This window comes from Paenibacillus sp. FSL W8-0187 (assembly GCF_037969755.1).
Classification (GTDB): Bacteria; Bacillota; Bacilli; order Paenibacillales; family Paenibacillaceae; genus Paenibacillus_AQ.
Genome location: NZ_CP150206.1, coordinates 4920220 through 4938426 on the forward strand (window position 1 = coordinate 4920220; position 18207 = coordinate 4938426).

The following is an 18207-nucleotide window of genomic DNA, read 5'->3' on the forward strand; positions in this document are numbered from 1 at the left end:
CCGCCTGTTCGGGTTAAGAATAATGAATCAGCCCATGCTTTGGAATCTGCCGGATTTGGATTGAACATTTCCTTTGATTCCGATATGAAAAAGGCGTGGTTTAACCGTCGTTCCACCACGCCTCATGCGATCACTAATTGTCTATACCTGCGAAAGTTGTTCTTTTTCATCCCGATCGGTCTCAGGATCTGAATATACAATTTTTCTGCGGCGATCGACCAAACCTTCCTCGCCCAACTCACGGTATTTGCGCATCCACACTTTCAGCCGTCCGATATCTGATATTTGTAAGGCGGATGCCACTTCTTTCTTAGTCATACCTTCCAGCCGCATGGCGACTGCCTTTTTCTTCGTTTCGAAACTGTAATGATGGAATGTCTGTCCCTTTTTCGCCATGATTATCACCTCTTTACTACCTTTATCGGCTATCATCGACCTTCTTTCAATACCTAGGGCCTATTCCGACATGCGCATGCTTTCAAGGTCTATAGAACCGATGGTATTTCTACCTAAATAAATCCATGTTATGGTATAATTTGTGTTACAACTTTACATAGAAATTGAGGGATCTCTTTTGTTTAAACTCATCATTTTTGGATTTCTGTTCTACATCTTCGGTAATCCGATTACGGCGATCCTGGTGCTGCTTCTCATCGTGTATGTGCTGGATCGCCGTTTTGTCGGGGTATTTCCCAGTTTGACAAAGCCAATCAAACGTGCACGGAATATTTCCAAGCTGCGCAGACAGATTGCAGTTAGTCCCAGCGACGTTTCATCAAGACACGAGCTTGCCAGATTACTCTTGGAGCGCCGTAAGTATGGGGAAGCCCTGAAGCTGTTGGAATCCATAGCATCCAGTCTAGAGGACTCCGCCGAATTCTGGGACGATATTGGAAATGCACGCCTGCATACCGGCAGCATCACACAAGGGGAAGCGAATATTATGCGTGCCCTTGAGATTAATCCGAGGGTCAAATATGGCCGGCCTTTTCTTCGGCTTGCTGATGCATTTCGGGATTCGGATCGGGAGAAGGCGTTCCATTATTTGGAACAGTTCCATTCCATTCACTCTTCCTCCAGCGAAGCCTTTTATTTGCTTGGTTATATGTATCAATCGCTTGGAAGGACTGAGGATGCCAAAAAGTCCTATCAGGAATCGCTGGATGTGTATCGGTCACTGCCGAAATACAAAAAACGGCAAGAACGTAAATGGGCGGTGCGAAGTTTTTTTAGGAAATTATTATAAATCATAAGTGATTATATATAAACCAAAGGGCGTCCACGCGGTCAAGAGACCATGGGACACCCTTTTTTTGATCATTCGGTTTTCTATGCAAGTGGCTTGTACCCAAGTCGATTTAATTGTTCCGCGATCACCCGGTACCCTCGGCCATTCGGGTGTAAACCGTCCACCGACATCAGTTCTTTCTCTCGGCCAGAAAATTGTGTGTAAATATCAGCTACGCGAAAATAGCCGTCGCTTAACCCCATCAAATGCCGATTGAACCGAATCACGTATTCCGTCGCCTCCGTCCAGGCCGGATATGGATTATACAGACCGATAGCGCGAATATAATAAGGTTTGCTGACTGGTGACTTTATTTTTCGGATATGTTTGACGATATTAGCCACATGATTCTGACATCGATACAAGGCAGCGTCCAGCACCTCCCGATTCGGTCGACCTCCCGTGGACTTTACCGCACGTATCAAGTCATTGCCTCCGATCGATATCGTGATGATCTGGGCCTGCTGCAGATGATAGCGAAACGTAGGAAGCTGAACTACCCGATCGTATAACTCATCCGAGGTTAATCCGTTGACCCCGAGATTCTCATGGGCCACGAACTGGCGAAGCTTCTCCTCCGCCATCCGACGGTATAACGGAACAAAACCGCTGCCAGGCATCGCCCCAAACCCAAAGGTCAAGGAATCGCCGACAGCGGTATAATGGTACACCAACATGTTCACCCCCTGCCCCGCTCGTTACGACATTATATGAGGAATGCCGCCATTGCGAAACGGGTTTATTGTCTTGAATGGCAATTTTAATTACACTCCAAGACGGCAAACATGCTTGTAATCTGAATAGCTTATTCTTCGGACTCCTCCACCTCGTAGATGCAGCGGAATCTTTCAACGCCCGGATACTTCTCTCCCAAGCTGTATACCTCAAAGCCGATACTGCGATAGAAGTTTACGGCTTCTTCGTCCGTTTCCGCAATCACTCGGGCCGGTTTAGGCTGAACCTCAAGGAGCAGCTCCAAAATCAATCCGCGACCATATCCCTTTCCCCGATTCTCCGGAAGAACGGCAAGATGCCGAATGGTAAGCTCGTCCTGATCGATATCAAAACCGATGACTCCTAAGAGAAGCCCATCCTCTTCATATCCAAACAACCGGCTGCGGCCCGTCTGATAAGAAGCTGCAGCCTGATCCACCGCTTCCGGATCCGGAAATACCGAGTAACTGAGCAGTTCCTTTACTTCGGGTTGTATCGCTTGCACCGTTATATCTTTAAGCATACTTATCTCCAATCTAAAACTTGTATAGGTCTACAACATCTTCTCTGCACTGATTCCCAGCTTGCGCAGCAGCATCGCCGCCTGCGCTCTCTCGTCCTCCGACAAACCGCTAAGCACCTTAACCATCAATTCCTGATGCTGAGGAAAAATGGCTTCGAAGAATTCTTGTCCCTCTGCGGTAAGCTCAGCATAAATAACGCGGCGGTCCTCAGCGGAAGCCCGGCGAACCAGCAGGTTTTTCTTTTGAAGCTTATCCACCACATATGTAATGTTACCGCTGGAGATGAGCACCTTCTCCCCAATTTTCTGCAGCGGCTGCGGTCCTTTGTGATAGAGTACGTCCAATACACCGAATTCGGTGGAGTTCAATCCGTGACTATTGATGCTGCGATTCGAATGTGTCATAACTGCGTTATAAGCTCTGGCAAGGACAACCAGCAAATGTAACGGGGTATCCTCGTGTTCTTGAATATCCGACATATTTCACCCTCCGAGAGATATCATGTTATTAAGGTTAATGAACGCCGGATCAACTGTCAAATGTATTCTTTGCTTCTATGCTCCCGGAATGCAGTATCCGTACCGTTCCATCCTGGCAGCCTATGATCGCTTGGTCGGCCATACCGATAAACAGCCCATGTTCAACCACGCCCGGAATGACGCCTAGCTGGGAGCTCAATTCCTCTGGGTGGGCAATATGCTGAAACCGGCAATCAGCAATATAATTCCCGTTATCCGTAACATAAAACCCTTCATCTTGCTTACAACGGATTTGCACCGTACAGCCAAGCTGGGCCAGTGACCGAACTGTCCACTCATAAGCAAAAGGGACAATCTCAACCGGCAGCGGAAAAGCGCCGAGTTGAGCTACGGCTTTCGCTTCATCTGCTACAATCACAAGCCGTTCGCTGTGAAAAGCAGTGATCTTCTCGCGGAGAAGCGCTCCGCCCCCTCCCTTGATTAACCGCAGCTGGTCGTCCAGCTCATCAGCCCCGTCAATCGTCAGATCCAAGCGATCGATCTGATGTATGGGCGTCAGGGATATTCCTTGTTCCATCGCCAGCTTCTCCGAAGCTTCAGAGGTAGCCACGGCCTGGATCGAGAGTCCGGATCGGACCATCTCGCCGATTTTGAGAATGGCGTAATAAGCGGTTGAGCCTGTGCCCAGCCCAATCTTCATTCCATCCTGCACATACTTGGCGGCATGCTCTGCCGCCATTTTCTTCATATAATATTCACTCGTCATGTGAACCCCTCTTTCGTCTTAAGCTGAATCAAATGCTATAATATGGGGTAAATTGATGGATTTCATACCAAACGAAAGGATTATACCATGCGAACAGAGAACCAGATCAAATCCAAGATCAATGAACTTACGATGCAGAAGAAAAAGCTGCAAACCCGCTTGGCTGCTCTCGAAGAGAACAGTCCGGAGCGAGCCTCCCTTCTCAATCAGGAAGCCCGCCTCGACGATATGATCACGTTGCTGGAATGGGTACTGTTTGAGCCAAGCGGATCCTATCATATGTAAAGCCGACTGACAAACGTCAGGGGCGCTAACTGCGCCCCTGACTTTCATTAAGATTACAGAATTTATAATTTTTCAGCGGAGCTGAACAATTCTATAATCGCAAAAACCTACCTTTGAATCCGGTCGCTCATCCTTGAAAGGCCTCGATAGAGGTTTGTTTTTGGGGGTCCCTGCAAAGTATTTGGAATAAGCATCGAAGCATAGGCTCCACTTTGTGGGGTTATTTTATATTTGCGCCTCCTTCTCCTGTGTGTACTGCTCAAGCCAATGGACATAGAGCTCTTCATTATCAGGAGAAAAACAAACGAAGTCAATCCGATCCAGGCGGTTATCCGGCAAATCTTCCTCAAGCAGCTTCGTAACCGCCTTTAACGCAACATCACATGCCGGAGCCTTAGGATACTCATAGATACCCGTGCTTATATTAGGAAAGGCGATGCTTCTGGCACCCACCTCGATTGCAAGCAAGAGACTGTTGCGGTAGCATTCCGCCAGCGTATGCTCCTCCCGCCGTCCACCGCCCTCCCATATCGGGCCGACCGTATGAATGATATGCTGGGCAGGCAGCCGACCTGCACCGGTAATCACGGCATTGCCTGGCGGGCAGCCGCCTTGCTGCTTGCGAATTTCCATGCACTGCTCCATGATCTCCGGGCCGCCGGCGCTGTGAATTGCGCCGTCCACGCCTTTTCCACCCAGCAGTCCCGAATTTGCAGCATTGACGATAATGTCGCCCGTCCATGTCGTAATATCGCCTATAAAGACGGAGACCGATGTCCTTCCGATTATAAATGTTTTCATTTCGGAAAATCTCCTTTCGGTCTTTTATTTCTCTATTACCCCGCAAGTGGGTGGATTGACCCTGTTTGCCTATTCTGTTCTGGGCTTTTTTTTCGCAGCTGCAGACAGTCGATCGGTCAAACTCTTCTCTTCCGCTCCTTGCAGCGCTTCCTCCACCGTACGGTAGAACATCAGCGTGCCGGTATCCCTGGCCTTCGTCAAATGATGAAGAAACACATTGCCAGCTTGCTCCAGCTTCAAATCCTCCGACTCATTCTTGACCCGGCAAAGATATACCTTCATCATGCCTTGTGGATCGCGAAATTCCATGACGCCGATGGGACTCATCGATCTTTTGTCCTCCTCCGTGAACTGAGGCGTCATATAAACGGTATATTCCGAAGCAGGCGGAGGAATGTATGCTTCCCGTTTTTTATCCGCAATTAATTTGGAATTCATGAATGCGATGTAACCCGCCGCCGCGAACAATAGAATGCAGGCAGCAATTGCGATATTGAACATGTATGTCTCTCCTTGTATATAATCATCCATCAGGCATTAACCTAAAGAGTTCTTCTCTATAAAAACACCCGTAATAACGCAATAATCAGCAAATGCAGAGGATAAAATGAACGCCATACCCAGCGGCTCACCCGGATAGACTCCAGCTTCCTCCATATATGCGGGCCATAGGCTATCGCAGCCGTCGGGATGACACTCCACATCTGCAGCTCCCAGTTATTAAGGAACCAGAATAACAGGTTCAACACAATATGAAGCGGAACAAGCCAGCTGGCCTGGGCATATCGGAAAATCAAGATCAACAGCAGGCCGTAAGCTCCGTAATCAAACGGAAATTCGCTCATTAGCGCACAGGCGGCAACAACAATCATCCATGATAACAGCTGGGAATCCGATCGTTCCAGCACATACAAAACGATGGCTCCAGCTACCAGGGTAATGACTACATTCAACCCTTTAAGATCCAGCGCAAGCTGATAGGGAATTTGGGAGATTGCCGCAATGACGGCCAGTCGAATGATATACTTGGGTCTCGAAGAAGTGTAGCGGTGCCCCTGAACGAGAGCATAGACGTAGATTGGGAAAGCAATGCGGCCGATGATTCTCCAAATCTCCTGATGCGGAAAAAACACAAGTCCTACATGATCAATCAGCATCGTCAGCATGGCGATCCACTGCATGATAACCCCCTCCTCGCACTCGAAGATGTTGAATCTATATGTACTTGAAATCGATATATCTATTATGGGTTGCAACACTGGGACTTGCAAGCGAAGAAACATGAAAGAACTGGATATCCGGCATCCATGTCCAATATCCTCTATAATAAGAACAACAGCAACTTGAGAAGGAAAAGCGCTTGTTTGGATCAACATGATACAGATGGAGGTGACGGCCGTATGGAAAAGAAAAAGAACAACATGGCCCTTGGGATAAGCATGGGGATCGGCGTTGGCGTAGCCCTTGGCGTTGCCATGGATAATATCGCTATCGGCATAACGATCGGTGCCGCCATCGGCATTTCGTTTGGCTCAACCATGTCAAGCGATAACAAGAAGCCCCCTAATGAATAAACAGAACTTCAAATAACAGTAAATAGACCACCCGATTCTTGCCGGGTGGCCTGTTTGGCGTTCGTTTCCCTCTATTTCAATACAGCATGAATTTCTCGGATGTTCCCGTTACGAACTTCATGAGCCAACGTTCCTGTAAGGAGGGGTCCATCCACCTTGATCGAATCCCCTCCCACCGTGATGAGAGTTAATCGCTGAATCGTAACGCCGTCCTGGCCATACGTATTTGCTGCGCGCTCGCTGCGATACGTCACCTTGACGGAACCAAGAAAGGTGAACGACACTTCTTGATTCTCGTCAAACAGCCAAGCCGGAAGCAGTGGGTTCAGATGCAGCTGAAGCTGGCCGCCTTCGTAACGGAATACCTTCTTCCCTGCCATCATCGTAATCCACATGCTTAGGAATTCGGCCGTCGATCCGCTAAGCCTTGCCACAAAACCTCGTCCATGCACGTGAGGATCCGGATTGACGCTGCTGGCAATGAACGAGGAATTCTCCAGCGTGCTGCGTCCATAAACCGCCGGGTCCAGAAAAGGGACAAGGGATGTTTTGATTTCCGAGAAAAACTCGTCATACAATCCGGCTTTTAATAATGAAAGCAAGTATTTATAGGTCATATGCAAAAATACGGATTCCCGCTCCAGCCACCCGGCTGTAAATGCACGGATGCGTCCGATTTCATCGGTTTCGCCTCCCAGGCTGACGGACGTTTTATACATCCCCAGCGCGGGATCATACAGATCGGAAGCCTTGATCCGATCATACATCGTTCTCGCCTGGCCTTCATCAGCGAGCTTCATTCCGCGGGCCGGTGCCTCCAGAAAATGCGGGAGCGCATATGCCTTGAATTCAAGCACTTTTGCCGCGGGCAAACCATAGCGGGTGATCACCGGGTTCCCCGCTGCATCCCGAACCTCTTCAAAGCGCTCGGCTTCAAAGCGGAAATACGTTGGCACGATTCCGCCTCCCATCTGCTCGGCACGCTGAATCCCTTCTTCGATTTTGTCCAAGAATGCCGCGTACATGACCTTCACGTTTTTCACCGACATCTCAACCTCCAGACCGCTGATCCCGTACCGGACCGATGCACGATAGGATTCACGCTGCCCCGCTACCAAGTCCCAGTAACCGAATGAATCCAATGAGCCGGACTGATATTGCTGTACGGCTTCGTATACACTACCTAAATAAGACGCGATCTCCTCCGGTACCTGAATCACTTGATGGCCACACCGCTCGGCCGCATCCACGATAAATGCGACCAAACGCTTCAATTCCATCGTTTCGCTCATACCCGATCCAAACAGTCCCGGCAAGCCGTTCATTGCGTCATTCCAGCCCGGCTTGTTCGCCTCCATCTCTACCCCCATCCCGTAAGGATCGAGTGTCGCCATTTTATTGAGGGACAATGAGATCATTTTGACAAACAGATTCGTGCGGTACATGCCGCCTAATCCGCCATCTACCCGCAGCCATTCCGCCGCGTTCCGTTTTCTGCCGAGCTTATTCAGCTTCTCCTCGTCCTCCAGCAGAGCACCATATTGCCGAACCTTGCCTCCTTGACTGATCACAACCTTCTCACTCCGCGGAAGGACGTACACCGGGCTGTCAAAGAACGTATACGTATTCTCCTCAAACAATAGTTCCTCATAACGGTCGGGATAAATATTCAAGTAGGTATCAACTAAATCCATATTATACGTCCAATGATCCGACCAGAACCCTTCCCCGAACGAAGCTGCAAAATACTGATCGGATATCGTCAACAGCCCGGATAAGAACTGTTCCTCGCTAATCTCCAACCTGATGGCTTGATCCGAAATCGCGTTGATGATTTTTCCTGGCGTATAGTCCCCGGCGCATGCCTTTGTCAGCTTCTCATAATCTTCCTCAGCCGCGGAAACGCGCAGCAGCTTTTGCAGCTCCTCCTCCTTCCCTTCACTCACGCGAAATTTCGTCCCTTCTACGCTAAGCGGGTTATAACCGTCGGCTTGAATGAGACTGAAAAACATCCGGATATTGAACGTGCCCACCTTCGGGTTAAAAAACACGTCATTTCGTCGATTCTGATTCATATCCCGGAAATTGCCATTCCCTTGTGAATAGTACTCCGGCGCAAGAGAGAAGAAGTTATAATCCCGCTCCAGATCCCCATGCTTGCGGGAGTATAGATGGACAACGGCCCCTTCCTTCCCGTTATCGAATAGGAATGGATATCCGCCCCGCAGAAAATTGTCCAGATAGGACTGACGGCTATATTCGTCAAATAGGGGTAATCCCGTTTTGGTGGCCACATCCGCGGTTAATTTCCGGGTCAACGCCGAGGCCTCCTCGCGTTTACGGAGGATATAGGCAGGAGAACACAAATCTTTGGAACGTTTATTGATTTTACCGATATCGTTCACATGACCAACCAGTGTATAAACGGTCGCCGTCTCCCCAGGCTTAAGCTGAGTCGATAATCCGCTGAATCCGCATGGTACTTTGTTCACGGCATAAGGCGTGGCGTTCATCAAAGATTCCACCGAGCTCACAGCAAATCGATCAGGGTGGATCAAGGAAGTGTTTCCGCCAAAGATCAGCTCAAAGTCTACAAGGGGTTGGAGCAGCTTCCCATGCTGATTAAACGACAGATAGAAGTGACCGCTCGTAACTTCGCTGACTTCCGCCTCGTCGTGCGTACTGGAGCGAACTTTATAGAACGGGATCCCCTGATCCAAGTTCTCCACTTCCATCCAGCTCCGCAGTAGATTGCCGACCTCCTTGTACCCGCTATTCTCGACACCGTAAGGCAGAATCTCCGGCATGCCGTCCAGCAGTTCAAGCGATACAGTCCCGGCTCCGATATTCGTTACGCTGACCTCGCGAACAAGGGCGGCAAAATCCTCACCGGGCAGCTGAAAATACGACACCGAAGTGCGAAGTCCTTTACCGGCATGCTCCTCCTCAATGACCAGCTCATTCTGACGAATCAGCATCGTTCTCTTCGCTTTGGAATCCGGCTGAAAGGATTGGAACGGCTCATAAACGGGCGCTGTCCCCGCCATCTTGATAAACGTGCGGAAACCGGTAGTCGAAACATTCTTATACGAGATATTCGCAGGGGAAAATTCCATGATTGGCGAGTTCTTATCGCGTATGCCGAAGCTGCATATCCCCTGCCCCCGATTCACATAAAAGGTCCACATCGGAATCCCTTTCAGGCCTGCAATTCCGGGCAGAAAGCTGGAAAACGGTTTGGCAAGATCATACTGCTCGATAACAAAGGTATCCTTCTCAAAACGATAATTTGACATGTTAGATCCTCCTTTAATGGGTCATAATCGACTCAACTCTAGAGTCCGATTACTTTCGAAACCGGTTTCGAAAAATGGTAAAAATGATTCCTGCCTTATATTTCACCTAGGTGACCGGGTGGCAGGATTCCCGGATAATCAATTGAACTGGCAGCATAACCGACTTTACTGTTGCGTCTTGCTCTTCGATGGAAGAAAGAAGGAGCTCCGCCGCAACGGTGCCCAGTTGCTCCGTATCCTGGCGTATGGTCGTTAACGCAGGGGTGATGTAACGGGACATTTCAATATCATCAAAACCAATGATGGACACATCTCCCGGTACATGCAGGCCATGTTCCTGAACGGCACGTATCGCTCCAAGTGCGAGTAGATCACCTGCCGCATAAACAGCAGTCGGCCTCTCTCTAAGCCCCAGCAGCTTCTTCATGGCTTCGTATCCGCTCTCGGTGGAGAAAAAATCGCTGCCGGTTATGTACTCTCCCCTTAGATCCAGGTCAAGCTCCCGAAGGGCTTGCTCATAGCCTTGTTGGCGCTGTTCGCCTGCAAACGTATTCAATCCGCCCGATATATGGGCAATTCTGCGATGTCCGAGCGAATGCAAATATCGAAGTGCCTGCATGCTCCCTCCGATATTGTCGGAGTAAACCGAATGCACATGTTCCGGTGACGAATCCAGAATGACGCACGGAATGCCGCTATCCAGCAGCTCCTGGAAATCGGGATCCTCGCTGCTCGACAGAATGACGACCACACCGTCGACGCCTCGGATTTTGCAATGCTCCACATAACTGCTTCTTCGGCCGCCGACATCCTTGGAGATGAACATCAGATCATACCCTTTGGATACGGCAATTTTCTTAAAGCTTTCGATAACAGCTCCAAAATAGGGGTGACGAATCCCTGCTCCAGTGGCTTCTACAAAAAGAATACCAATGGTCCAGGATCGTTTCGTTGTAAGCGATCTGGCGTTTGCGTTTGGAAGATAGCCCATTTCCTTCGCGGTTGCCAGGATCTTGGCTCTCGTCTTCTCCCGGACATCCGGATAGTTGTTGAAGACTTTGGACACCGTCGTAGGCGAATAGCCTGTTTTCTTGGCAATATCATAAATCGTAGTCAACCTTGGAATCAGCTCCTGCACCTTCGCCGGCATATTCTAATTCAAATCTATCTGATATTAGATTCTACCTGTCCTGGCAGGCTCTCGTCAATGTTATTCCGCACGGACGGACTAGCAGGAGCCGAACCTTCGGTTATCCAAAAAACAAATCTTCTAGGACAAGCTGGCAGATGCGGTCTGCGGTTTTGCAGGACTTGCCGTTTCCTTATGGCGAATCATCAGAACGCAGATCAGCGCGAGCAGCATGCTGCCAGCGGCACAATAAAACAGAATCGAATATCCCATGCCATCAATGAGCTTGCCCAGCAGAGGCGGTGACGAGATCGCCGCCAGCGAGGATACCAAATAGTACATTCCTGTCCGCGTCCCAATGCTGTCCTCCGATCCGGTAGATACGATAAACGGATAGGAGTTAATATTGATGCAAGCCCAGAATAACCCGCCAACAGTCAGCAATACACGGAGCAACAGCATTGATTCAACCCATGGTACAAGCGCAAAGACAATCAACAGCCCGCTGACGCCGATCAGAATCATCCGTTTCTTGCCGAATTTACCGCCGAGCCATCCGCTTGGAATGGCGAACAGAACAAAGGCGAGTGAAAAAAACGTTAAGGAAAAGGAAGCCTGCGATTCCGTTAGCCCCATCTCGTTCTTCCCGTACAGAGTAAACAGCGTCTCAACTCCCTGATAAGCGACAAACCAGAAAAATATAGCCGCCAAGAGCAGCACCGTCGTCCGATTGAGCTGACTCTTAAAGGAAACTTTAGTTTTGGCTTCCGTCTGAGCCTGATAGCCTGGAGCGTCGCGCTTCTCCTGGATAAATGTTCTCAAAATGAACAACGACGCCAGCGTTATGCCGGCCGCTGCAATAAAAGGTAGGGAGCGATGAGCGCTATACAGTACCGAGCCCACGCCAAAAGCCAGTATAGACCCTATGCCGCCCATAAAGTTAATGATGCCGTTGGCCCTCGTGCGTCGTTTCTCCTCCGTAATATCCGGCATTAGTGAAACGGTAGGCGAACGATACAGGCTCATAGCCAGATTCATGAGGACCATGAACAGTATCAATGTTACCATTCCGGTGTGAAACGGAATGATTGCGGTAAACAGAGCGCCAAGCGGCATTCCGATGAGCAGGTAAGGCATTCTTCTGCCATACCGGGTATGAGTACGGTCGCTTCGACTTCCAATCCATGGCTGCAAGAACAAGGCAAAGTAATTGTCGATCGTCATAAAAAAACCGATCAGTGCGACACTGGATATGTAATCCTCCAGAAAATAGGGCACAAACGCATTGTAGAGCGCCCAGGTAATGCTAATGCTGAAAAAGCCAAAGCCCAGCAGCCATGTTTTTTTCACAAAGTCACGCTCCCTTGGTTTGTAGCAATCCCCCGAGTACATCCGGATAATCCGTAATAATGCCAGCCACGTCTGCATCGATCAAGGCTTTCATCTGTTCCTCGTCATTGACAGTCCACGGGTGATAGACAACACCATGCTGCTTCGCTTCCGCTACCCATTCCGGTAGAACTGCGCGATGGTATGCATGAAGCGCATCCGCTTTAGCCAATTTGGCATACTCCCACGGTTTGTATAACCCTTCTCCATACAGCAGGCCGGTACGGATTTCAGGATCAATATGTTTGCACTCCACCAGGGAATAATGATTGAAACTTGAGATGACGATTTGCTCTGATATTTTGTAGTGTCTTACGGTCTCGATCACGCGCTTTTCCAGCTCAGGATATTGAATCGACCCGTTCTTCAGCTCAATGTTCACGATCGTGCCACGGTTTTTCGTTAATTCCAGCAGTTCTTCCAGCAGCGGAATCCGTTCCCCTTGAAAAGCCGCTCCAAACCATGAGCCTGCGTCCAACTTGGCCAGTTCGTTGTATGTATAATCTTTGACTAGCCCCTCAGCCCCCGTGGTACGGGCAACACTCTCATCATGGATCAGAACCAGCCTTCCATCCTTCGTCATCTGAACATCGGTTTCAATCCCGGTAGCTCCCTGCTCCAAGCCTTTGGCAAAGGCAGCCATCGTATTCTCGGGGCATATAGCCGATGACCCGCGGTGTGCAAAATTAATCAATTGTGACATTTGTACTTCCTCCTGAGTGGTTAGAAATTGGTTTGTACTATAAATATAGCTCGCAATTGTTAGAGCTATGTTATCATTCCATTTTTCATATTCCACATCGTTTTACGAAACCCTGTCATGCAGACAATTAATTTTTTGAATGGTTTGACTGATTTGCATGTCAGGCATATAATTGTTTAGACAACTATTTTTGAAAACTTGAAATGAAAGGTGTGACTTGTTTCTTGAAAGTACCTAAACGCAACCCCTCCATCGGTTTTCATCTGGGTTACACCTACCGCCGCGCATCCCATTTGTTTGCTAACGCCTTGAAGCCCTATGATATCACCCCTGAGCAATGGCTGGTGCTGTACCACATCGGAGAGCACGAAGGGTTAAATCAAAAGGAAGTTGCCGCCAAAGCGGACAAGGACCAACCGACCACTACCCGCATTTTGGATCTGCTCGAGAAAAAAGGATACACCCGCAAATCCGTTTCGGTAAACGACCGAAGAGCTTTCCAGCTCTATTTGACGGATACAGGCAAACAATTGATCGAGAAAACCACAACGATCGAAAGTCAGTGCGGAAGCCAGTTAATCGAAGGCATTGACGATCATCAATTAGAGATGTTCTGGGACACACTCTCACGCATCAATACCAACATACACAACTTAGAGAATAACAGGAGTGATGTTTCACATGAATGAAATAAATTCGAAACAACGATTATGGACCAAAGAATTCATCACCTTGATGGTCAGCAACCTGTTTCTGTTCCTGACCCTGCAGATGATGCTGACCACGCTGCCCGCATACGCCAAAGAGGCGTTTATGGCAAGCCCGCTTCAGGTCAGCCTGATCACCAGCTTGTTCGCCTTCAGTGCGATCGCTTCCCGCTTCGTGTCAAGCAAAGCGCTGGAAAAAGGAAAACTGCGCCTGCTTCTGTACGTCGGGCTGTTGATATCGCTGGCAGCCACGCTCGGCTATTACTGGGCATCCGGCATCGCCTTTCTGCTGCTGATGCGCGTTTTGTTTGGCATCGGCTTTGGCATGACAAGCACCTCGTTTCCTACGATGGCTTCAGACGTCATTCCTATCAAACGACTGGGCGAGGGCATGGGGTATTTCGGATTATCCACTACCCTCGCCATGTCGATCGGCCCGATGATCGGCTTGACGCTCCTGCAAGACGGGGGTTTTACACCGCTTGTGGTCATCACCGTCATCATCAATGTACTTATCTTCCCACTCGCCTACGTTCTGACGTTAAAATCGGCAAAACGAAACACGGAGCGCCCCTCAGCAGTTAAACCTCGAGTGGAGGAACAACCGAAGGGCTCATTCAATAAAAAGCTGATTCTACCCAGCGTCCTTAATTTTTTGATGTCCATTACGTACGGCGGGCTGCTGAGCTTCATGGCGTTGTTCGGCACCGAGGCTCACCTCCGGAATCCCCAGTATTTCTTCTTGTTCAATGCCATTGCCATCATTCTGGTAAGGCCGTTCTCCGGCAGAATCTATGACCGCTATGGACACAAGGCGCTGGTTATACCCGCTGCTGTTCTGATGGTCACCGGTTTGTTGTTGCTGACCTTCGCCTCATCGACGGGAATTATGCTGTTATCGGCATTATGTTATGGCCTTGGCTTCGGTGCGATGCAGCCGTCCATCCAGACCTGGATGATCCAGGAGGTTCATCCGCTCCAGCGCGGCATGGCCAACGGCATGTTCTTCAACTCCCTGGATTTCGGTGTCGCTATCGGCTCTATCGCGCTCGGCTCCATCGCCAAATCCACTTCGTACACGATCATGTACCGATATTCAGCCATTGCGTTAGTGCTGTTGATCCTGATTTATATCGTCATGCAGGCAACCGGCAAATCGCGCACTAAAGCTACATCAAAGCTTGAGGATACCGAACCCACCGTTGCAGGATAACGGGGGTTCGAAAGCGAATCCAATTTTTTGGCATCTCTTTGATTTCATCCGAATATTTTGCATGCATCAAGCTCTGACCTACCGGATCGGACCCGGATGGATCATGCGGAGCCGTTTACTCGATTATACGAGTGGACCTTCGTTCCCTATGCTCCCGATCCGTACCCGAATATGAGAGAAAGGTCTTGTCCATTATTTATGGACAAGACCTTTCTTTTTCAAGCCCTGCGGTTTCTTGAAATCCACTCGGTATGAATTCCCTCCGGTATCGTCTTCCTTCGCCTCCGGCTTCACGGCGAATAATGTAAGCAGGCCACCTACAGCCGCGACGGCTGCCAACGTGCCGAACAGCACCCAATGATTCGCCCCGAGCAGCAGTGAAACAACTGGCGGACCGAGCGATACGCCGATAAAACGCATACTGCTATATAGGGAGGTAATGGTACCGCGCTGCTCCTTCTCAACACCTTCCGTCAGCAGCGTGTCCATGCATGGCAGTACCATCCCGATCCCGATGCCACCAAGCGTCATCATGCCGACTACAAAATAGATCTGTGCACTAAATCCGGTTACGATCAAGGAAGCCGTCAAAATGGCCATGCCCGCGAAACCGGTCCACTTCTTAGCCGCTTTATTTTTGCCCGTAAATTTACCGGCTAAGTAAGATGAAAGACATAACAAAGCTAGCGGAATCGCAAGCACCAGCCCTTTCACCACACCGTGTAAATGGTAAGTGCTTTCGAGCGTTTCCGACAAATAGAAAAGAACGCCGAACACGCCAAACATCGCGATGCCGCCGATGGCAAATATCGCATACAGCCATCTTCCCTTCTCGTGCAAAACCTGCTTGGTTGTTTTTAAAAACTCGCGAATGGATTGTTTGTCGTTGTCGTTCGACTTCGGTGTCTTCACAAGAAAAATGACAAGCACGATAGAGATCAAGCATAGAATCGGAATAGCTATAAAGGGCAAGAACCAAATAAAACTTCCGAGCAGGGCACCCAGTATCGGGCTAATTACCTTGCCAAACGTATTGGAGGTTTCGATAATACCCAAACTCTTACTAACCTCTTCTTCCTCTTTAAACATGTCACCGACAAGCGGAATGACAATGGGGAATGCCCCGGCAGCACCAATTCCCTGCAGAAACCGACCCGCCAAAATAACGTAATATGCCGCTGTCCCGCTCAGCATCCAAGCTGCTACAGCCGAGACTGCTCCGCCTAACGCCGCAATAATTAAGCTTGGGATGATGATTTTCTTTCGTCCATAACGATCCGATAAATAACCGGCAATCGGAATCAGTAAGATGGCTACAACAGCATATACCGTTATAAGCATACTGACTTTGAAGGAACTGATCCCCAGAGCTTTTGAAATCGACGGCAAAATGGGAATCAGCATGGAATTTCCCAACGTCATGATAAGTGGTATGGATGCAAGGGCAACCAGATCCCATTTTTTGTTTTCCATGAGAGAAAGACCACCTTTGCGTTATCTGTCATCCATATTGTAGGTTCTTTTACCCGGAATATGCATGATTGCAAGGTGGCCGTTTTTTCCCATATGCAATTTTTCCTTATTTATACTTTAAAGCCGGACATCAACTGCCGCAGCTTGCTGGACATTACGTTCAAATCCTCAACGGAATTTGTAATTTCCTCCATAGAGGCCAGCTGCTCTTCCGTGGCTGCACTGACGCTTTGGGTTCCACCTGCCGTTGTCTCCGTGACCTCCTGAATTCTGCGGATGGCATGAACAAGCTCTCCTGCTCCGGAGTCCATCTGTTCAGTTGCAACAGTGACACTCTGAATTTGTTCGTTCAATTCGCCGACGGATTGCTCAATATCCTTAAAGGCTCTCTCAGCTCCTTGTGCCACGTTCATTCCCTCGGTCACTTCGCGGGTGCCCTGCTCCATGACGCCGGCCAATTCAACAATATCCTGCTGAAGCTCATGGACGAATTGTCTGATTTCGACGGAAGAGTTTGAGGCCTGATCAGCCAATTTTCGGACCTCAGCCGCTACAACCGCAAAACCTCTGCCATGCTCACCTGCCCGAGCGGCCTCAATGGAGGCATTCAAGGCAAGTAGTGATGTCTGCTCTGCAATTTCGATTATGATCTGTCCCATCGCTCCAATGTTGGAGGCCTTTTCGCCGAGCGCCCGCACCGATTGCGCAGATTGATCCACACTGGTGCGTATGCCTTCCATCTGAGCCAGCGTATGTATAAGTGCCTGTTCCCCTTCAGCCGCAAGTTGGTTCGTCGTTGCTGCCAATCCGGAGACGTCTTGGGCGGCATGCGCGATATGTTTCATGCCTTCCGCCATGTCCGTTACCGTAGCTGTCGTTTCCTCCGTATCCTGAAGCTGGTTTTCTACCCCGGCCGCCAGCTCTTCCATAATCCCAGAGGTTTGCTGAGAAGCTTGACGGATTTCCTCGGTCGTGGAGTGCAGCGTCGAAGCTGCGACACCAACTTTGCCAGCCGTATCCTGCACCTGTACGACAAGCACCCTGAATCCATCAACCAGTTTATTGTAGGCGTCGGCTACCGCCCTGATCTCATCTTTCGTAGTAATCTGTAATCGGGTAACCAGATCACCACCGCCCTCGGCAATCTTCAAAAGTTGTTCGCTCATCTGATTCAAAGGACGAATCGAGCGAATAAGAAGATATCCCTGTATCGCAAAATAAGCGATACCTGCTATACCGATCAACATGATCACCATGTTCTGAAATCTGCTGCTGTCCGCAATCTGGTCAGCCTGCTTAGCCAAGGCTTCATTTTTATGCACCGTAAATTGGGCGATAAGCGTACTGAAGGAATTACGCACTTCCCGTTCCTTGCTAAACGCAGCCTCATATACCCGGAACGGCACAGCCTTGTAAAAACCGGTATCGTACCCCAATTTGCTCAATACCTCGTTAACGGCTTCAGAATAAATGACATATCCGGTTTCAATCTCGTTAAACACCTTAAGGTCTTCCTCAGCCGTCATCAAGCCTTTGGTTTCAGCCATAAGTTTGGCAACGGACTCCTGTTTCGCTTTCAATGAATCTGCAAAGGTCGAATCTCCGGTCAATAGGTAGCCCCGCTCATCATTAGAGACACCAGTCAATAGGGTCTCCAATTGCGTCAGGTTATAAATGACCTTCTGATCCACTTCAATAATTTCGCTGAACCTCTTCTCCGTCATGTTCGAAGTGATGAACGCGATGATTACGATAACCACCGTAACCGTTGCAAGAATCGTAGACGAAAGAATTAATTTTGTTTTTATCTTCATCCGCAAGCACCCGACCTTTGATATAAGTAATAGACCCCCAATCCTTTTTTCG

At 49.2% G+C, this 18207-nt stretch carries 19 protein-coding genes; 5 read left to right on the forward strand and 14 right to left on the reverse strand.

Going from position 1 to position 18207, the window contains the following annotated elements; all coding sequences use genetic code 11:
- Positions 1 to 141: 141 nt before the first annotated feature.
- On the reverse strand, positions 142 to 396 hold the full coding sequence (locus tag MKY48_RS22100) for a helix-turn-helix domain-containing protein (RefSeq protein ID WP_076325039.1): 255 nt from the start codon (positions 394 to 396) through the stop codon (positions 142 to 144).
- Positions 397 to 574: 178 nt separating this feature from the next.
- Between MKY48_RS22100 and MKY48_RS22105 the strand changes: the two genes are divergently transcribed.
- Complete coding sequence (locus tag MKY48_RS22105; protein ID WP_339266293.1) at positions 575 to 1246, forward strand: tetratricopeptide repeat protein; 672 nt, start codon at positions 575 to 577, stop codon at positions 1244 to 1246.
- Between the two features lie 83 nt (positions 1247 to 1329).
- Here MKY48_RS22105 and MKY48_RS22110 read toward each other — a convergent pair whose 3' ends face one another.
- From MKY48_RS22110 to rpiA, 4 genes are all read right to left on the reverse strand, one after another.
- Positions 1330 to 1965 carry a GDSL-type esterase/lipase family protein gene (locus MKY48_RS22110; RefSeq protein ID WP_076325041.1) on the reverse strand — a complete coding sequence of 212 codons (636 nt, stop codon included), beginning with the start codon at positions 1963 to 1965 and terminating at the stop codon, positions 1330 to 1332.
- A 128-nt stretch (positions 1966 to 2093) separates the two neighbouring features.
- Positions 2094 to 2525: a GNAT family N-acetyltransferase gene (locus tag MKY48_RS22115; protein WP_339266296.1), complete on the reverse strand. Its 432-nt coding sequence runs from the start codon at positions 2523 to 2525 to the stop codon at positions 2094 to 2096.
- A gap of 30 nt (positions 2526 to 2555) precedes the next feature.
- Entirely contained in the window at positions 2556 to 3005 is a 450-nt protein-coding gene (locus MKY48_RS22120) for a MarR family transcriptional regulator (RefSeq protein WP_076325043.1), read from the reverse strand.
- Positions 3006 to 3054: 49 nt separating this feature from the next.
- Entirely contained in the window at positions 3055 to 3771 is a 717-nt protein-coding gene (rpiA, locus tag MKY48_RS22125; protein ID WP_339266298.1) for a ribose-5-phosphate isomerase RpiA, read from the reverse strand.
- A gap of 87 nt (positions 3772 to 3858) precedes the next feature.
- Here rpiA and MKY48_RS22130 point away from each other — a divergent pair, with 87 nt between their 5' ends.
- The gene (locus MKY48_RS22130; RefSeq protein ID WP_339266300.1) at positions 3859 to 4056 is read left to right on the forward strand and encodes a hypothetical protein; all 198 of its coding nucleotides are present in this window, start codon (positions 3859 to 3861) and stop codon (positions 4054 to 4056) included.
- Positions 4057 to 4281: 225 nt separating this feature from the next.
- Here MKY48_RS22130 and MKY48_RS22135 read toward each other — a convergent pair whose 3' ends face one another.
- The 3 genes from MKY48_RS22135 to MKY48_RS22145 form a co-directional block, all read right to left on the reverse strand.
- Positions 4282 to 4857 carry a macro domain-containing protein gene (locus MKY48_RS22135; RefSeq protein WP_076325045.1) on the reverse strand — a complete coding sequence of 192 codons (576 nt, stop codon included), beginning with the start codon at positions 4855 to 4857 and terminating at the stop codon, positions 4282 to 4284.
- Positions 4858 to 4926: 69 nt separating this feature from the next.
- Entirely contained in the window at positions 4927 to 5358 is a 432-nt protein-coding gene (locus tag MKY48_RS22140) for a hypothetical protein (RefSeq protein WP_076325046.1), read from the reverse strand.
- A 56-nt stretch (positions 5359 to 5414) separates the two neighbouring features.
- A complete protein-coding gene (locus tag MKY48_RS22145; protein WP_339290853.1) occupies positions 5415 to 6038 on the reverse strand; it encodes a TraX family protein in 624 nt (207 codons plus the stop codon).
- Positions 6039 to 6257: 219 nt separating this feature from the next.
- Here MKY48_RS22145 and MKY48_RS22150 point away from each other — a divergent pair, with 219 nt between their 5' ends.
- Complete coding sequence (locus MKY48_RS22150; protein WP_179090703.1) at positions 6258 to 6431, forward strand: hypothetical protein; 174 nt, start codon at positions 6258 to 6260, stop codon at positions 6429 to 6431.
- A gap of 71 nt (positions 6432 to 6502) precedes the next feature.
- Here the strand turns inward: MKY48_RS22150 and MKY48_RS22155 are convergent, their stop codons facing one another.
- The 4 genes from MKY48_RS22155 to MKY48_RS22170 form a co-directional block, all read right to left on the reverse strand.
- On the reverse strand, positions 6503 to 9727 hold the full coding sequence (locus MKY48_RS22155; protein WP_339266303.1) for a cellobiose phosphorylase: 3225 nt from the start codon (positions 9725 to 9727) through the stop codon (positions 6503 to 6505).
- A 106-nt stretch (positions 9728 to 9833) separates the two neighbouring features.
- Positions 9834 to 10844 carry a LacI family DNA-binding transcriptional regulator gene (locus MKY48_RS22160; protein ID WP_076325049.1) on the reverse strand — a complete coding sequence of 337 codons (1011 nt, stop codon included), beginning with the start codon at positions 10842 to 10844 and terminating at the stop codon, positions 9834 to 9836.
- Positions 10845 to 10997: 153 nt separating this feature from the next.
- Positions 10998 to 12206, reverse strand: coding sequence for an SLC45 family MFS transporter (locus MKY48_RS22165; RefSeq protein ID WP_339290856.1), 1209 nt, complete (start codon positions 12204 to 12206; stop codon positions 10998 to 11000).
- Between the two features lie 4 nt (positions 12207 to 12210).
- Positions 12211 to 12948 (reverse strand): glycerophosphodiester phosphodiesterase, encoded by a 738-nt coding sequence (locus MKY48_RS22170; protein WP_339290858.1) that lies wholly within the window; start codon positions 12946 to 12948, stop codon positions 12211 to 12213.
- A gap of 224 nt (positions 12949 to 13172) precedes the next feature.
- On the opposite strand from MKY48_RS22170, the gene MKY48_RS22175 reads away from it, so the two are divergent.
- The gene (locus MKY48_RS22175; protein WP_076325052.1) at positions 13173 to 13637 is read left to right on the forward strand and encodes a MarR family transcriptional regulator; all 465 of its coding nucleotides are present in this window, start codon (positions 13173 to 13175) and stop codon (positions 13635 to 13637) included.
- The gene (locus MKY48_RS22180; RefSeq protein ID WP_339266307.1) at positions 13630 to 14868 is read left to right on the forward strand and encodes an MFS transporter; all 1239 of its coding nucleotides are present in this window, start codon (positions 13630 to 13632) and stop codon (positions 14866 to 14868) included. Before MKY48_RS22175 ends, MKY48_RS22180 begins: the two co-directional genes overlap by 8 nt.
- Positions 14869 to 15060: 192 nt before the next feature.
- On the opposite strand, the gene MKY48_RS22185 is transcribed toward MKY48_RS22180, so the two are convergent.
- The gene (locus tag MKY48_RS22185) at positions 15061 to 16341 is read right to left on the reverse strand and encodes an MFS transporter (RefSeq protein ID WP_339266309.1); all 1281 of its coding nucleotides are present in this window, start codon (positions 16339 to 16341) and stop codon (positions 15061 to 15063) included.
- 110 nt (positions 16342 to 16451) lie between these two features.
- Positions 16452 to 18155, reverse strand: a complete 1704-nt coding sequence (locus MKY48_RS22190) for a methyl-accepting chemotaxis protein (RefSeq protein ID WP_339266311.1) — start codon at positions 18153 to 18155, stop codon at positions 16452 to 16454.
- Positions 18156 to 18207: the final 52 nt, after the last annotated feature.

What these genes read in the sequence shown, in the direction of transcription:
- MKY48_RS22100 (WP_076325039.1), bottom strand. Translation starts at nt 396, where the DNA reads ATGGCGAAAAAGGGACAGACATTCCATCATTACAGTTTCGAAACGAAG.
- MKY48_RS22110 (WP_076325041.1), bottom strand. Translation starts at nt 1,965, where the DNA reads ATGTTGGTGTACCATTATACCGCTGTCGGCGATTCCTTGACCTTTGGG.
- MKY48_RS22115 (WP_339266296.1), bottom strand. Translation starts at nt 2,525, where the DNA reads ATGCTTAAAGATATAACGGTGCAAGCGATACAACCCGAAGTAAAGGAA.
- MKY48_RS22120 (WP_076325043.1), bottom strand. Translation starts at nt 3,005, where the DNA reads ATGTCGGATATTCAAGAACACGAGGATACCCCGTTACATTTGCTGGTT.
- rpiA (WP_339266298.1), bottom strand. Translation starts at nt 3,771, where the DNA reads ATGACGAGTGAATATTATATGAAGAAAATGGCGGCAGAGCATGCCGCC.
- MKY48_RS22130 (WP_339266300.1), top strand. Translation starts at nt 3,859, where the DNA reads ATGCGAACAGAGAACCAGATCAAATCCAAGATCAATGAACTTACGATG.
- MKY48_RS22135 (WP_076325045.1), bottom strand. Translation starts at nt 4,857, where the DNA reads ATGAAAACATTTATAATCGGAAGGACATCGGTCTCCGTCTTTATAGGC.
- MKY48_RS22140 (WP_076325046.1), bottom strand. Translation starts at nt 5,358, where the DNA reads ATGTTCAATATCGCAATTGCTGCCTGCATTCTATTGTTCGCGGCGGCG.
- MKY48_RS22145 (WP_339290853.1), bottom strand. Translation starts at nt 6,038, where the DNA reads ATGCAGTGGATCGCCATGCTGACGATGCTGATTGATCATGTAGGACTT.
- MKY48_RS22150 (WP_179090703.1), top strand. Translation starts at nt 6,258, where the DNA reads ATGGAAAAGAAAAAGAACAACATGGCCCTTGGGATAAGCATGGGGATC.
- MKY48_RS22155 (WP_339266303.1), bottom strand. Translation starts at nt 9,727, where the DNA reads ATGTCAAATTATCGTTTTGAGAAGGATACCTTTGTTATCGAGCAGTAT.
- MKY48_RS22170 (WP_339290858.1), bottom strand. Translation starts at nt 12,948, where the DNA reads ATGTCACAATTGATTAATTTTGCACACCGCGGGTCATCGGCTATATGC.
- MKY48_RS22180 (WP_339266307.1), top strand. Translation starts at nt 13,630, where the DNA reads ATGAATGAAATAAATTCGAAACAACGATTATGGACCAAAGAATTCATC.
- MKY48_RS22185 (WP_339266309.1), bottom strand. Translation starts at nt 16,341, where the DNA reads ATGGAAAACAAAAAATGGGATCTGGTTGCCCTTGCATCCATACCACTT.
- MKY48_RS22190 (WP_339266311.1), bottom strand. Translation starts at nt 18,155, where the DNA reads ATGAAGATAAAAACAAAATTAATTCTTTCGTCTACGATTCTTGCAACG.